This is a genomic window from Labrys sp. E2SS-1L (assembly GCF_057073705.1).
This window is the reverse complement of sequence record NZ_CP172712.1, coordinates 4,724,079-4,738,459: the sequence shown is the minus strand read 5'-3', so window position 1 is coordinate 4,738,459 and position 14,381 is coordinate 4,724,079. Positions and strand designations below refer to the sequence as shown.

16 protein-coding genes are annotated in these 14,381 nt (G+C 60.1%); 11 read left to right on the top strand and 5 right to left on the bottom strand.

Annotated elements, in window-relative coordinates; all coding sequences use genetic code 11:
* Nucleotides 1-20 precede the first annotated feature (20 nt).
* From ACIGJE_RS22125 to ACIGJE_RS22115, 3 genes are all read left to right on the top strand, one after another.
* Nucleotides 21-434 (top strand): VOC family protein, encoded by a 414-nt coding sequence (locus ACIGJE_RS22125; protein WP_311941486.1) that lies wholly within the window; start codon nt 21-23, stop codon nt 432-434.
* Between the two features lie 48 nt (nt 435-482).
* A complete protein-coding gene (locus tag ACIGJE_RS22120; protein ID WP_311941489.1) occupies nt 483-1,097 on the top strand; it encodes a pyridoxamine 5'-phosphate oxidase family protein in 615 nt (204 codons plus the stop codon).
* 75 nt (nt 1,098-1,172) lie between these two features.
* Complete coding sequence (locus ACIGJE_RS22115; RefSeq protein WP_483678716.1) at nt 1,173-2,123, top strand: DUF6454 family protein; 951 nt, start codon at nt 1,173-1,175, stop codon at nt 2,121-2,123.
* A 39-nt stretch (nt 2,124-2,162) separates the two neighbouring features.
* Here the strand turns inward: ACIGJE_RS22115 and ACIGJE_RS22110 are convergent, their stop codons facing one another.
* Both ACIGJE_RS22110 and ACIGJE_RS22105 read right to left on the bottom strand, forming a co-directional pair.
* Nucleotides 2,163-2,582 carry a hypothetical protein gene (locus tag ACIGJE_RS22110; protein WP_483678715.1) on the bottom strand — a complete coding sequence of 140 codons (420 nt, stop codon included), beginning with the start codon at nt 2,580-2,582 and terminating at the stop codon, nt 2,163-2,165.
* A gap of 175 nt (nt 2,583-2,757) precedes the next feature.
* Complete coding sequence (locus ACIGJE_RS22105) at nt 2,758-3,258, bottom strand: hypothetical protein (protein WP_483678713.1); 501 nt, start codon at nt 3,256-3,258, stop codon at nt 2,758-2,760.
* A 296-nt stretch (nt 3,259-3,554) separates the two neighbouring features.
* Here ACIGJE_RS22105 and ACIGJE_RS22100 point away from each other — a divergent pair, with 296 nt between their 5' ends.
* Nucleotides 3,555-4,727, top strand: a complete 1,173-nt coding sequence (locus ACIGJE_RS22100) for a PcfJ domain-containing protein (protein WP_483678712.1) — start codon at nt 3,555-3,557, stop codon at nt 4,725-4,727.
* A 50-nt stretch (nt 4,728-4,777) separates the two neighbouring features.
* Here the strand turns inward: ACIGJE_RS22100 and ACIGJE_RS22095 are convergent, their stop codons facing one another.
* Nucleotides 4,778-5,245, bottom strand: coding sequence for a hypothetical protein (locus ACIGJE_RS22095; protein WP_415083936.1), 468 nt, complete (start codon nt 5,243-5,245; stop codon nt 4,778-4,780).
* 198 nt (nt 5,246-5,443) lie between these two features.
* Between ACIGJE_RS22095 and agp the strand changes: the two genes are divergently transcribed.
* Together agp and ACIGJE_RS22085 are read left to right on the top strand one after the other, a co-directional pair.
* Nucleotides 5,444-6,679 (top strand): bifunctional glucose-1-phosphatase/inositol phosphatase, encoded by a 1,236-nt coding sequence (gene agp / locus ACIGJE_RS22090; protein WP_483678711.1) that lies wholly within the window; start codon nt 5,444-5,446, stop codon nt 6,677-6,679.
* A gap of 7 nt (nt 6,680-6,686) precedes the next feature.
* The gene (locus ACIGJE_RS22085) at nt 6,687-7,121 is read left to right on the top strand and encodes a class I SAM-dependent methyltransferase (protein ID WP_483678710.1); all 435 of its coding nucleotides are present in this window, start codon (nt 6,687-6,689) and stop codon (nt 7,119-7,121) included.
* On the opposite strand, the gene ACIGJE_RS22080 is transcribed toward ACIGJE_RS22085, so the two are convergent.
* The gene (locus ACIGJE_RS22080) at nt 7,118-7,762 is read right to left on the bottom strand and encodes a TetR/AcrR family transcriptional regulator (protein ID WP_483678709.1); all 645 of its coding nucleotides are present in this window, start codon (nt 7,760-7,762) and stop codon (nt 7,118-7,120) included. The two genes, ACIGJE_RS22085 and ACIGJE_RS22080, sit on opposite strands and share 4 nt — an antisense overlap.
* 95 nt (nt 7,763-7,857) lie before the next feature.
* Between ACIGJE_RS22080 and ACIGJE_RS22075 the strand changes: the two genes are divergently transcribed.
* On the top strand, nt 7,858-9,249 hold the full coding sequence (locus tag ACIGJE_RS22075; RefSeq protein ID WP_483680294.1) for a cytochrome P450: 1,392 nt from the start codon (nt 7,858-7,860) through the stop codon (nt 9,247-9,249).
* 180 nt (nt 9,250-9,429) lie between these two features.
* Nucleotides 9,430-10,245, top strand: coding sequence for a hypothetical protein (locus ACIGJE_RS22070; protein ID WP_483678708.1), 816 nt, complete (start codon nt 9,430-9,432; stop codon nt 10,243-10,245).
* Between the two features lie 23 nt (nt 10,246-10,268).
* Here ACIGJE_RS22070 and ACIGJE_RS22065 read toward each other — a convergent pair whose 3' ends face one another.
* Nucleotides 10,269-11,555, bottom strand: coding sequence for an aminotransferase class V-fold PLP-dependent enzyme (locus ACIGJE_RS22065; RefSeq protein ID WP_483678707.1), 1,287 nt, complete (start codon nt 11,553-11,555; stop codon nt 10,269-10,271).
* Between the two features lie 421 nt (nt 11,556-11,976).
* On the opposite strand from ACIGJE_RS22065, the gene ACIGJE_RS22060 reads away from it, so the two are divergent.
* From ACIGJE_RS22060 to ACIGJE_RS22050, 3 genes are all read left to right on the top strand, one after another.
* Complete coding sequence (locus ACIGJE_RS22060) at nt 11,977-12,783, top strand: phosphoribosyltransferase-like protein (protein WP_483678706.1); 807 nt, start codon at nt 11,977-11,979, stop codon at nt 12,781-12,783.
* On the top strand, nt 12,756-13,109 hold the full coding sequence (locus ACIGJE_RS22055; protein ID WP_483678705.1) for a hypothetical protein: 354 nt from the start codon (nt 12,756-12,758) through the stop codon (nt 13,107-13,109). The genes ACIGJE_RS22060 and ACIGJE_RS22055 overlap by 28 nt, the downstream gene beginning before the upstream one ends.
* A 181-nt stretch (nt 13,110-13,290) precedes the next feature.
* Nucleotides 13,291-14,319: a reverse transcriptase family protein gene (locus tag ACIGJE_RS22050; RefSeq protein WP_483678704.1), complete on the top strand. Its 1,029-nt coding sequence runs from the start codon at nt 13,291-13,293 to the stop codon at nt 14,317-14,319.
* Nucleotides 14,320-14,381 lie beyond the last annotated feature (62 nt).

Sequence of the window (14,381 nt, the reverse complement as noted above, 5' to 3'; positions counted from 1 at the left end):
GGCTGACGCAGGAGAGTCGCATGCCCAAGCTCGACCGCATTCTCGAAACCGCCATCTATGTCGACGATCTCGATCGCGCTGCGCATTTCTACGAGACGGTGCTGCAACTTCCTTCCTTGCTGAAGATGGAGCGGCTCTACGCCTATGATGTGGGCGGTGCCAGCGTCCTGCTCGTCTTCAAGAAGGGCGCCTCCGATCATGACATGACATCGCCGGTCGGCACCATTCCGGGCCATGACGCGGCGGGGCGCATCCATGTCGCCTTTGCCATTGGTGCCGCTGAGCTGGCGGAGTGGGAGGCGCGGCTGGTGGCGCATGAGGTCGTGGTGGAAGGGCGTACCCATTGGCCGGCGGGCGGAGACAGCATCTATTTCCGCGATCCCGACGGCCATATGCTGGAACTTGCCACGCCAGGCCTGTGGCGGACCTATTGATGCAGAGGGCCGTGGCGTGTGCCGGGCCCGAAAGGACGGAAGTTTCCGATGTCGTTGATCACCACCATCGCCGAACTCGAGACACTCTATAGTGAGCCGGTGCAGCCTGCCGCCCGCATCAAGGTGCTCGACCACGTGTCCGATCAGTATCACGGCTTCATCCAGGCCTCGCCTTTCATGATACTTGCCTCGGTGGGGCGATCTGGCGTCGATTGTTCGCCGCGTGGCGACCCGGCCGGCTTCGTGCGTGTCGCCGATCGCAAGACCCTGATCATTCCCGACAGGCGCGGCAACAACCGGCTGGATTCGCTGCGAAACATCGTCGAGGACCCGCGCGTCCATCTTCTCTTCATGATTCCCGGCATCGGCGAGACGCTGCGCGTAGTCGGCCGTGCCGTGATCTCGACCGATGCGGAACTGTGCGCGAGCTTCACCATGCAGGGCAAGGCGCCCCGCACCGTTATCATCGTCACGGTGGAAGAGGTCTACACTCAGTGCCAGAAGGCGCTGGTGCGCTCCAAGCTCTGGGATCCCTCGACCCAGATTTCGCGGACGGAATTGCCCACCATGGGCCAGATCCTGAGCACGATTACCAAGGGCGATTTCGATGGCGAAGCCTATGACAAGGCCTATCCGGAACGCCTGCGCCAGACGATCTATTGAAACCATCGGCCTGTCTGAACGGTCATATCGCCGTTAGAAGCATGTCGTAAGGCACCGCCCGTGGAGGATGATGTGATGGTCAGAATCAGGATTGCCGTTCTGCTTGCCGCTCTCGCGATGCTGCCGGGTACGGTCGGCACGGCGAGGGCCGAGGAAGCCTCGGTCGCCGACCGCGTGACCACGCTCACGCGCGGGACCGCCTGGAAGCAGGTTGCGGCCATTCCCATCGCCTTCCCGACCTTCCATCCGCAGGGCATGGTCAAGATCGGCGATGATTTCTTCGTGTCCTCGGTGAACATCCTCAAGCCGACCACCAAATATCCGGCGCCGCGCGAGGGCTACGATCGCGATACCGGCGAGGGCGAAGGCCATCTCTTCCGCATTTCCAAGGACGGCAAGCTGCTGGCTGACCTCAAGCTGGGTGAGGGCAGCATCTACCACCCCGGCGGCATCGACTTCGACGGCACGTTCATCTGGGTGCCGGTGGCCGAATATCGGCCGAACAGCCGGTCGATCATCTACAAGGTCGACCCGGCCACCATGAAGGCGGTGGAGGTGTTCCGCTTCAAGGACCATGTCGGCGGCATCGTCCACGACACCGAGCGTAATTCGCTGCATGGTGTGAGCTGGGGATCGCGCCGCTTCTATGCTTTGCCACTCGGGGCGGACGGCAAGATCAGCAATGCCGATGCAGCGCCGGAGGCGCTGCGTGTGATGAACCCGGCGCAGTATATCGACTATCAGGACTGCCACTATGCCGGCGGTTCGCGCATGCTCTGTTCCGGCCTGAATGCCTACAAGGTGACGCCGGACGCCGCGCCTTTCCGCCTGGGCGGCCTCGAACTGGTCGATCTCGAGGACAACAGGCCGGTCTGGCAGGTCCCCGTCGAGCTCTGGGCGCCTTCCGGCCTGCCGATGACCCAGAATCCGGCGTTCATCGAAGCCAGGGCCGGCGGGTTGCGGGCCTATTTCATGCCCGATGACGACAAGTCGACCCTGTTCGTCTACGAGGCGCAGACGCCTTGATGTCGAAGAGACCTTTGCGGTTGGCGAAGGCCCCGGCGTTCAGCCTCCGGCCGCGGAGTGGATGATCCGGCAGACATCGGAGCGGAAATCAGGGCCCGGTATCTGGCCCGGGTTCAGGATCATGGTGTAGTCGACGCGCGTGGCGTTGCCGCGCTTGCGGGCGACCATCTTGACTTCCTGGACGCGCCCGTTCCGCGCCCCGTCGTTGAGAGCCGTCAGAAGGCCGAGACGGCGGTTCACCTTGATACCGACCCAGTAGCTGTTGAGATGGGCGGTTCGCGTCAGATTGTCGATCGCCTTGGCAGGGCTCAAGCCAGGAAAGACATCCCATGTCGAAATCGCCGGGGCCAGCCCTCCCGAAATGGTGAAGTTGGAGGAACAGGTCTGGGCGTTGGCGGCGGTTGCGCCGAACACAAGCAAGGCCGCGATACCGTATTTGATCATGGGATCCCGCTGCATGGTGAGACAATTCCGGCAAGGATCCTCTCGATAGCATGGTGACGTTAGGTTATCCATGCCGTCGATTGTACCGGGACCTCGGCTGCGAAGTTTGCCGACAGTACTTTGTCGGTCGACCGAAAAACCGTCAGGATTGTTCGCGCAGTGCCTTCGAGCCAAGGGTGCCTCGGTCTCCCTACAGACCCGCCGTGCTCATGATGACATAGGTCTCGCCGCCCTTGCGATCGTGGCGGACCACATAGGCCTGGCCCCGCATCGTGATCTGGATCGGGCCTTCGCTCTCCAGGCTGGCGGCCGGCACGCCCGCGGCTGCACCGACCACGCTGCGGAATTGTTCGGCCACGGCCGGGCCGGCACTTTTCTCGGCCGTGACGGCGCATTCCTTCTTGCCGCGCACCTGCAGGGAGTAGCTGCCATCCGGCGCCATGCCGACCAGACTGGCTCCGAGATCCATCTGCGGCTTGATGCCGTGCTTCTTTGCCGCTGCCATCGCCTTGTCGAAGGCGGGTGCGGTAGCAAGGCAGGCGTCGCGAAACAGCATCACGGCCTTGTCGGTGACGTCGCCGGCCCTGGCCGGCGGCAAGACGGACGGGCCTGCTGTAAAGCCCAGCACCAGGCTTGCTGCGAACATGGCGGCACCGCGCCGCGCGCGAGGCTCGAAACGGGAAGGGGTCATCGGGGGCTCCTTGCCTGGGCCTTGGGCCCGCCGTGTATAGGCGCCAGCGTCTGGTTTGGGAAGCGAGCCGGAGCAATCGACGGTGGCCTTTGATGCAGAAATGCCACAGAGCGACCGGAAATGTCGCGCTTTCGACGCCGACTCTTGCGCCGGAAGCATGTCTGGATTAGAGAGCGCGCCCCGCAACCGTTCGACCCGAGGGAGAACAGCCATGAGATCGCAACAGGGAACGTCACGTTTCGTGCCGGCGCCTGCATTGCGTCCGGCTGTCCATAGTTCCATCAGGTTGAACGACCATGGCACGTTCCATGATTCAGCGCCGGCAGGACGCCGAGCGCGAACGTATCGAGGCCTATGAGGCCACGCTGCGCGCCTGCGCGCGGTGGGCGCAGTCTTCTTCTCCCCTGAGTGATGCCATCGCGGCGGTACGGGTCGGCTTGTCCAGCTTCGTGCTGCGTGATCCCGGTGAATGGCGTCCGCAGCTGAAGACGCGCGATCCCGCCCGCCTGAAGGTCGCGGCGGCGCGCTATCTCTTCGCCCGCTATCCGGTGCCCGCTCCGCTCGAGGAGATCTGGTCCGCTCCCGCGGGCCTGGAGGCGTCCGAGGCGAGGGAACGCAAGCGTTGGTATCTCGTGGCCGCCCAGGGCGGCTCACTCTACAAGGAGTGCGCGAGGGACTTGCTCTCCCGCAAGGAGGTGCATGCCTTTCTCAATCCGCCTGTGGCGCTCTCCTTCGAGGCGGCGCTCTGGCAGGCGATCGCCCGTTCCTACACCGACGATCTCGGTGTGGCGCTGCGCATCGCCCGTTCGAAGATCGCGGCAACCCCGCGCACGCCGAAGGCCCACGCCTTCTGGCGCGAGGTGGCGCGTTTCTTCTGCCTGCATCCGCTACCGCTGGAGGCGATCGACGATCTCTGCGATTTCCTCTCGGCCCGCTTCCGGGCGGATCGTCGCTACAGCCTGAAGGGGCGCACGCCGGCTTCACTGCAGCGGCAGATGCGGGATTGGCACCGCGAGCTGGCCCAGCTGGACCAGATCCGGCGAATGGCACAGCGCCATGCCGGCGCGCAGGCAAGGCGACCGGCCACCGATGGCAAGCCCTCGGATGGCGGGCGCTGGCCGGGCGCGGCCCTGGCCGATTGGTCATGGCAGCCTTCGGCCAAGGAGGCGCGGCATCGCCGCGAGGAAATCCTGGTGGTGCAGCTCAAGACCGGTGCCGATCTCATCGCCGAGAGCCGCGCCATGCATCATTGCGTCTCGGGCTATGCCTATAAGTGCCTCACCGGCAATGCCTCGATCTGGTCGCTGCGCCGCCGGGCAGCCGGAGCGGTGGAGCGCCTGCTGACGATCGAACTCGACCGTCAGCATGTCGCCGTCCAGATCCGAGGCCTTGCCAACCGGCTCGCCAGGCCGGAGGAGGAGGCGATGCTGAAGCGTTGGGCGAAGGCGCGCGGAGTGATCCTGCGCTGAACGGCACCACCTGACGGCGAACCGGCAGGTGGTGCCGCCTGCCCATCCGATCATGGCGAGGGTACCAGGCCGGAAGGCGACATCAAATCCCAGCCATCCTGCTCGCGACGCAGCCAGACCTTGATCCGTGTGCCCTCGGCCGGCAGGTCGCGGATGGTGCCGCCCGGGCCGGCCCAGCCCGGTGGGCGCCCATGGGCGCGCCAGCCATGCGCCGCGATGGTCTTGCCGGCAAGCCCGCGCGACCCCTTCTCGACCGTGCCGACCTCGATCGCCAGGGTGAAGACCTCGTCGACGAACGCGCCTCGTTCGAAGAAGGAAATGTCATCGCGCCTCTTCACCCATTCCGGCACCTTCCTGGTGGTGGTGACGGCCACCAGGCGGCCGGTGAGAATGAGATCCGCCTCGGCGGTGAGGGTGGCCGGGGACATGTCGGGGACCGCGGCGAGCGCCGGGAGGCCGACTGCGGCCATCGCTCCCGTCAGCAGCAGGGCCATTGCGGTTCTGCGGGTGGTGATCATGGTCGAAACATTCCGAGGACTGATGTCGTCACGCCATCCTATCGTGCGCGCAGGCAATCCCTATCCCCGTTGTTACAGGGTTCCGTACGGCGTGTCGTTCCACCAGCATCGCAGCGATGTGCGATCAGCGCACAACCGGGGGCGACAACATCCTCCGCCTGTGCCACTGATTGGGGCAGGCAAGGGGGAGGAATCGCTATGATCGCACGATATGCCGTATTGCTGGCCGCGGCAGCCTGCGCCTTTCCGGCGACGCAGGCGTCGGCTGGATCTGTGCCAGAAGGCTACAAGCTCGAGCAGGTGCTGATGCTCAGCAGGCACAATCTGCGCGCCCCGCTGGCCAATAGCGGCAGTGCGCTCGCCAAGGTCACCGAGAAGAAATGGCCGGAATGGGAGGTGCCGGGCGGCAATCTCACGGTCAAGGGCGGCATTCTCGAAACCTATATGGGCCGCTCGATCGGCGGCTGGCTGGCGGAGAACGGCCTGGTCCCCAAGGATGCCTGCCCGGCATCCGGCAGCGTGCACATCTATGCCAACAGCCTGCAGCGCACGGTGGCGACGGCGCAGTTCTTCGTCGCCGGCGCCTTTGCCGGCTGCGATGTCGCCGTGCACCACCAGGACAAGATGGGCTCGATGGATCCCACCTTTAATCCCGCCATCCACGACAACCAGGACGGCTTCAGGGAGCAGGCAGTCGCGGCGATGGCCGAGAAGGCCAGAGCCACGCCGCTGGCATCGGGCTATCGGCTGCTCGACGGCATTCTCGGTTTCAAGGCCTCGCAAAGCTGCACGCAGGACAAGCTGTGCGATCTGACCAAGGGCGAGGACAGCTTCACCGCCAAGGCCGGCGAGGAGCCGGGCACCAAGGGGCCGCTCAAGCTCGGCAATGCCGTGGTCGACGCCTTCACCCTGCAATATTACGAGGGCTTTCCACCCGGTGACGTCGCCTGGGGCAAGATCCGCAACGAAGGGCAGTGGCGTTCGCTCGCCGCCATCAAGAACGGCTACCAGGAAGCCCTGTTCACCTCGCCCGCCGTGGCCCGTGACGTTGCCGGGCCGATGCTGGCCTATATCGCCGGTGCCTTGGTGAAGCCGGAGGCCGGCAAGGCCGTGCCGGTGACGATGCTGTTCGGCCATGATTCCAATGTCGCTTCCGTCCTCGCCGCCCTCGAGGCCGAGCCCTATGCGCTGCCGGGGCAGGACGAGAAGACGCCCATCGGCGGCGTCATCCAGTTCCAGCGCTGGCGCGACACCAAGGGCAATCGCGACCTGTTCCGGCTCGACTATGTCTATCAGACCAAGGAGCAATTGCGCCAAGGCACCAAGCTCACGCCGAAGAACCCGCCGCGCCGGGTGACGCTGAAGCTCAAGGGCTGTCCCGCCGACAAGGATGGCTTCTGTGCCTGGAGCGATTTCGCCAAGACGATGCCCTAGCTCGGCAATGACAGGCGAGTTGTCCGATCGGCTGCGCGCCATCCTCGAGGCCCTGCCGCTGCGCCCGGGCCTGCGGGTGCTGGAGATCGGGTGTGGCCCGGGCGCGTTGGCGCGGGCGATGGCGGCGCGTATCGGCGGGGGCCATGTCCTGGCAATCGACCGTTCGGCCCGTGCGATCGCCCAGGCGGTCGTGGGCTCCAAGGCCGAGATCGCAGCGGGACGGCTGAGCTTCCGGCAGGCCGCCGCCGAGGCCTTCCTGCTGGAACGGGGCGAGATGCCCTATGACCTGGCCGTGGCCATTCGCGTCGGTGCGCTCGACGGGCGGCACCCGGCGGCCGGCGAGAAGGTGCGGTTGCGCCTCGCGGCCGCACTGACGCCACAGGGCCGGCTTTTCATCGATGGTGGCGATCCGCTGCGAGAAGTTCGGCTCGATTCTGCCTAGATCAGAGCCTGGAGGGAGGCAGCGAGATAGGGGCGCAGCAGGCTGCGGACCTGGCCGAGGCCCCAGGCCAGATGGTCCGGTGTGAGGGCGTCGATACCCTCGTGAAGGTCGAGATAAAGAGCCCAATAGGTCGCTACGATCCATAGATTGGCGAGCAATGGTTGGAACTGCTCGTCGGGCACGATCAGCAGGTCCCGTTCGCGCAGGCGCTGGGCCAGCGCCTCGACCGCCTCGCGCAGATGCGCGCTCAGACCCCGCACGCGCAGACGCAGATCCGGGGAGAGCGCCAGCAGGCCGATCATGTCGCGCAGCAGGAAGCGATAGTCCCAGATCAGGGCAAACCAGCGCTCCAGCAACCCGAAGGACGCCGCCGGATCGGCCACGTCCGCGGTTCCTTCCGCCAGCAACGCCATGGCATCGGCCTCGAAACGGTCGAGCACGGCCGCGACCAGCGCTTCCTTGGTGCGGAAATGGTAATAGAGATTGCCTTCGTTGATGCCGGCGGCGGCGGCGATCTGCGCCGTGGTGACGCGATCGGGCCCGTTCTCGTTGAACAGGCCGAGCGCGAACGTGACGATGCGCCCGCGCGTTTCGCCGCCCTTGCTGGTTGCTGCCGTACTTCGCTTCGTCCCGGTCGCCATGCGTCTCCGTCCAGATTTAAGGTGTTCACCTTAATGCTGCCCAACTCTAAGGTCATTACCTTAAGTCGATTGCTGGTGTGGGTACAATCCAAGCGATGGAGGCCGGCGTGAACATTGCAGTCGATCCCGTGATTTCCGAAGCGAGCGAAGGCGTCGCCGTCAGTCGCAGTTCCCTGCTGGCGGTGTTCTCGGCCATGATCACCAATCCGCTCAAGGTCATTCCGCCTGAGGCCTTCAGGGAGCCGCTGGTGGTCACGCGCAGCGGCGGCAAGCTGAGGATCTTCCTCACCGATCCCGTGTTGATCCACGAGGCGCTGACCACCAACAGCGCTGCTCTCGGCAAGGGCGAGGACACAAGGCGCGGTCTTGGCCCGGCGCTCGGGGAGGGGCTGCTCACGGCCGATGGCGAGCACTGGAAATGGCAGCGCCAGTCGGTGGCGCAGGGCTTTCGCCACGAGAAACTGCTCGCCTTCCTGCCCACCATGATCGCTGCCGCAGAGCGCACCTGCGCTCGTTGGCTCGAAACGCCTCCCGGTGCTGAACTCGATATCGGCCACGAGATGATGCACACCACCTTCGACATCATCGTCGAGACCATGATGTCCGGGCAGGGGGCCATCGATGCCGAGGCGGTGGAGCGCAGCGTCACGCGCTACCTTGAAGGGTCGGGCTGGACCTTCGCCATGGGCCTGCTCAAGGCGCCGGAATGGCTGCCTTATCCCGGGCGCAGCGGCATCACGCGATCGGCCGGCTATCTGCGCACCACGCTGTCGCGCGTCGTGGCCGACCGCCGCAAGTCGTCCGAGCAACGCCAGGATCTGCTCGGCCTGCTGCTGTCGGCCGCCGATCCGGAAAGCGGGCGCCGCATGAGCGACGAGCAGGTGGTCGACAACCTCCTGACCTTCGTCATGGCCGGCCATGAAACCACGGCGCTCGGCCTCGCCTGGACCTTCCATCTGCTCGCTGCCCATCCCGACGTTGAGGCGCGCGTCCTGGCGGAAATCGAGGCCGTCACCGGGGAGGCCGGCGCTGTCCTGCCGGAACATGTCGCCAGCCTGGCCTATACGCGCCAGGTGTTCCAGGAGGCGATGCGGCTCTACCCACCGGCGGCGATCATTCCGCGCGTGGCGTTGGTCGACTTCAAGCTCGGCCAGCATGTCATTCCAGCCGGCGCTGCGATCTATGTGCCCATTTATGCGGTTCACCGCCATGCCAGTCTGTGGGAGGAGCCGGGGCGCTTCGATCCCGATCGCTTCGCGCCGGAGCGGGCGAAAGGGCGCCATCGCTATGCCTATATGCCGTTCGGCGCCGGTCCGCGCACCTGCATCGGCAGTGCCTTTGCCATGCTGGAAGCGATCGCCATCCTGGCCGTGCTCCTGAAGGGCTTCTCGCTGCGTTCCGTCGATATGTCCGAACCCAAGCCGAAGTTGCGCATCACACTGCGGCCGGATCGCAAATTGCGGATGAAGGGTGTGCAGCGGCGATAACGCGGTAACGAAAGCGTTTCTGGGCCGCGCGCGGTGATGATCGCGGCTTGCCGAAGTCATGTCGGTGTAACCAGCGAAACTCGACTGTAATTTCTCAAGAAGAAAGCCGGCTTGATCTGATGACACGCTCGCTGCCCGGCGATAAGACGAGCCTATCGTCAATCCGGATCAAGCGGCCCCATGAGTGTGCTCGACGCATTTCCCACCCGCCCCCTGCGGGCGAACCGTATCGGCATCAGCCGCCTCACGGGGTGTTTCGTCGTCCTGGTCGGCTTCGCCTTCGCCGGCGGCATGGCCTGGTGGCAGGCCGAGGATCTGTGGCGCGATTACAAGATCAGCCGCAGTTACGAGATCGCCGACGATGCGCGGATTTCGAATGGCGAGTGCAAGACCCGCAAGCTCATCTTCACCGATTGCTCGGCCACCATTCTCGCTGCCGACGGCGCCAGCAGCAGGGTCGAGATGATGTTCGTGGACATGCAGACCGGAGGCTATGAAACGGGGGTGGTGCGTTCACGCGAGGATCCGCGGCTGCTCACCCTGGAACTGGGCGTCGAGAAGATCAGCGATCGCATCCTCACCTTTCTCGCATTTGTCGGTGGCTTTGCCGTCCTGGGCATCGCAGGCCTTGCGATGCTGTTCAAGGCATCGAGGCTCAGGCGGGCCGTGGCAAAACCGGTTGTCATGAGGCCTGTCGTCGCCAAGGTCCTGACGCAGGCTCGGACCTGGCTGAACCACACGATCAAGTATGAATATTCGCTCGACGGCAAGACCCGCAAGGCGACCAGTGTCTTGAAGAAGAAGGAGACGCCGTTCTTCCTCGACACCGAGGAGCGCCAGGTGCTGGCAGTTGTGCCCCAGACGACCTCGACGCCGATCCTGCTCGATGCCGGGCTCGAAATGCTCGATCTTACCGACGAGGAACGTGCCGCCGTCCATGCTGCGGTCTCGCCGGTCCAGGATGACATCCGGCTCGACCGCAGCATGCGCTGGTGAGGGCCGGACCGGAGCGTTTTGCTTCAGGCCGCGGCCACGGCCGTCAGGGCGACGACGAGGCGGTCGAGTTCGGCCTCGGTGGTGTAGACGGCCGGGGAGACACGGATGCACTGGCCGGCGGCGACACCGGCGCGGCGCACGGTGAGCACCTTGAACTCGTCCCTGAGCCGGGTGACGATGGCGGTATTGTCGTCCTTGCTCACCTTGCCCTTGATCCGGAACGAGGTGATGCCGGCGTGCAGGGCCGGATCGTTCGGCGTCAGGATCTCAATGGCGCCGATGCCGGCGACGCGCTCGACCCAGTAATTGCGCAGATGGCTGACCCGGGCGTGCTTGGCCGCGACGCCGATCGCCTGGTGCAAATCGAGCGCCGCCGGGATGGTGAGCGCGGCGGCGAAATTGAGCGTGCCGGTGTGGATGCGCGAGCGGATGTCCTCGGCCGGCCAGTCCTTGTCGCCCATATGGGTGTCGATGTCGGCAAGGCGGCCCTTGCGGATATAGAGAAAGCCGAGGCCGACAGGCGCACCGATCCATTTATGCAGGTTGAAGCCGGCGAAATCGACGCCGAGATCGGTCATGTCGAGCGGCAACTGGCCCCAGCTATGGGCGGCATCGAGGATGACGTCGACACCCTTGGCGCGCGCCATCGCCGTGATCTCGCGCACCGGCATCACCAGCCCGGTGCGATGCGACAGATGGGTGAGGAGCAGGAGCCTGGCCTTGGGCGTTTCCTCCAGGACCTTGCGATAGGTCTCCAGCACGGCCTCGCGCGTGGCCGGCTCGGGGATGGCGAAGGTCTTGACCGTGACGGCGCGGCGGCTCTCGAGCATGCCCATGGCATATTGCATGGAATCATAGTCGAGGTCGGCATAGAGCACGGTGTCGCCGGGCTGAAGCTTGTTGTAGCCGGCGATCAAAGTCTGCAGTGCCTCGGTCGCGCCGCGGGTGAGGGCGATCTCCTCGGGCGAGACGCCGAGCGCGCCGGCGACGCGGTCGCGCACGGCGGCGAAGTCGGCATCGAAGGACTTGCGGGCATAGACCGTGTTCTGGCGGTTCACGCGCTGGATGTTCTCGACATAGGTCTCCAGCACCGGCCGGGCCATGATGCCCCAATAGCCGTTCTCGAGATTGGCGGTGGAGCGGTCGACGTCATAGAGGTCGCGGACACCGGACCAGAAGCCGGCATCGGTGGCGGGCTTGCTCGGGTCAGGTGCCGGCAGGGGGACGCTTTCGGCCGCCTGCGCCGGCCGCGTCGCAGCCATAACGGTGGTAAGCAGCCCGCTGATCAGGAAATTGCGACGCTGGATCATGGTAGCCCCCGAATGTTGCATGTCGAACTGCCGGCGTGGATAGGGCCGGGGTATGACGGGGGAATGAAGAAGGGGGCGGACTTTCCGTACCTCCATATTATCTTACCCCAAATACGTCATAATCACTCGATGCAAACGCCAAAGAGGGGGCAGTCTAGTTGTGTCTATATATAATTCATGATTTGAGTCTAAGTTCGAAGATAGACGTTATAAAGTATTTAATAATTATACAATAAAGCAGAGGATTACGCTGAATGGTTGATAGAATAATTCAGATAAATATTTACAATACAGATAAATACAAATTCATATCTGTATGATTGCGGGTTTCCGGTTGAGATGCTTGGCTCTCGAGAAAAAAGGGGTTATGCATTTATGACAATGGATTCAGATGCATTGTGAAATCCGGTGGAATTGTAGTATGCGGGCCGAAGACATAGATCGACTCAACTCACTGGTTGAGAGAAAATCATGGAAAGCATTTGATGGAATCTATCAGAGAGACAAGACAACAGTCGAATCTTTGAATGTAATGTTAAGAGAGTTGAGTAATATTGAGCGAGATTTTGTATTTGATATTTTAGAGGATTATTTAATAATAAGAGAGTATAGTTTTTATATTAGAGATCTATTTAAAATAATAATACAAAATGTGAATAATAAAAATATTATCTTCTCCCCAATTAAAGATGAAAGAGCAAGTAGGCCGAAAAGCGGAGATGCCTTTCTATATGAAATACATACATTGACGGGCTTACTGCATGGAAAAAATATAGAAATAGTTGACACGCCATGGAATCCGAAATGCCAGAGCGCAGATGTATACCATATTATCGTGGATGATTTTATTGGGTCCGGAAATCAATTTCGTACCATGATTGGTAATTTGCAGAGAGATGGTGTTGATGCGAATATAAAAGCAGTATGTGCTATTGTTGTTCAAGATGAAGCTCGAAGGTATTTAGAGGGTAGTGGCTATACAGTTTTGTCATGTATAGATCGGGCAAAAGCAATAGGTGACCCGGAGGGGCGCTTTAAGGACAACATAGATAGTGCGTATGCGTTGTACGATAGAATTGAAGCGCGAACTGCATGTTCTAAATCGTATCGGAGAGGCTACAGTGAAGTGGAGGCGAGCGTAACAATGAAATCAACTCCTAATAATACACTCCCAATATTCTGGTATGAAGGACAGAAAAAATGGCCGGCACCTTTTCCTCGTCCATAAAATTGGACGAATTAAGAAAGGTTATTTTGAAGTCAATATATTACAATCAAAATATCCCAAATCTAATAATACTTAATAATAGCATGGATGTTGTTTCTTCTGAGATTAATTTTTTACAAATCGGAGGATTTATAAAAAAAGCATTTCATCGCTTCGAGCTTACGATAGCTGGTAAGAGTTTGATGGTGGAATTAAATGGGGGGGTGCTGCCTGAAATGATTGACCTCCAGAAGGGTGATCTGCTACCCAGTATCGGTGAGCGTGAGTTCATTGTTGGGGGCTCTTTGGCGGAATCTATTTTCCGCGAGGCTAGACTTGGCGAGTGATTGAAAGATCTCGCGCCGGAGTGGCGAGTCGCCACTCAATGATCGGACCTGTAACGAGCCATTATCGTTGCCACCTTCTCGCGGAGCTGCGATGCCGGCAACGATACGGCGGACGAGGTCCTTGTTCGGAAATCCTTTGGATTTCCAATGATTATATATGTAGCCTTGAGAGCCTCCTGCTATGAACTCAGCGCACGTATTAATTAAATATTCAGATACAGCCGTTCCTGAGCATGTTGCATTTGTTCGGCAGTATATAGAGAAATTTAATCAATCTGGTCTCGATCCGGTCTTGTCGATGGAGCATTTCTCTCTGCTCGTTGGCTTAAAGTCGGATAGAGTATTTGCGATGTGTAATGGTACTGGTTTTTTCTATCGTTCGTTTGAAATTCCGAAGAAGAGTGGTGGGAAGAGAAAAATAAGTGCTCCTTTGCCATCTTTGCTTATGGCGCAGCGTTGGATTTTATCTCACATTTTGGAGAAGGTGGAAATTCATCCGGCGGCAAAGGCTTATATTAAAGGTAGTTCTATTAAAAATAACGCTAGACTTCATAGAAAGCAAAATATTTTGCTGAAATTGGATGTAAAAAATTTCTTTGATTCAATTTCTGAATTTAGAATATATGAAATATTTCATTCATTGGGTTATATTGGATCGGTTTCGACCTTTTTGACCAAGCTTTGCTGTCTAAATGGATGTTTACCACAAGGGGCTGCGACGAGCGGGTATTTAAGTAACATTTTATTAAAGAGCGTTGATGATGGTATTTTTAAATATTGTAGAGATAGGGGGCTAAGATACTCAAGGTATGCAGATGATATTTCGATATCAGGAGAGGAATTTGATGTTTCTTCTCTCAAAAGATTGATTGCTGGCTATTTGGGAGAGGTTGGCCTAAAAGTCAATCGTGGTAAAACCAGTGTTCGTAGAAGGCATGTTCGGCAGGAAGTTACTGGTATTGTTGTGAATGAAAGAATGTCTCCTGGTAGATTGTATCTCAGGAAGTTACGACAAGAACTTTACTATATACAGAAATTTGGCGTTTATGCTCACTCTAGAGCTATTGGCGATGCTAGTCCTATTTACACGATTCAAAGACTGATAGGGCAGGTTGCCTTTGCTACTTATATCGTTGGCTCTTTAGGAGAATTAAAAAATTTTAAGAAAGAGCTTATTTCTCTAAGAAATAAAAATTTTACTCATATATGAAATTTATTTTACATATTTATAGTGAGCGAAGTACGTCTAGCTCGGACGGGGACTTTGTTTGT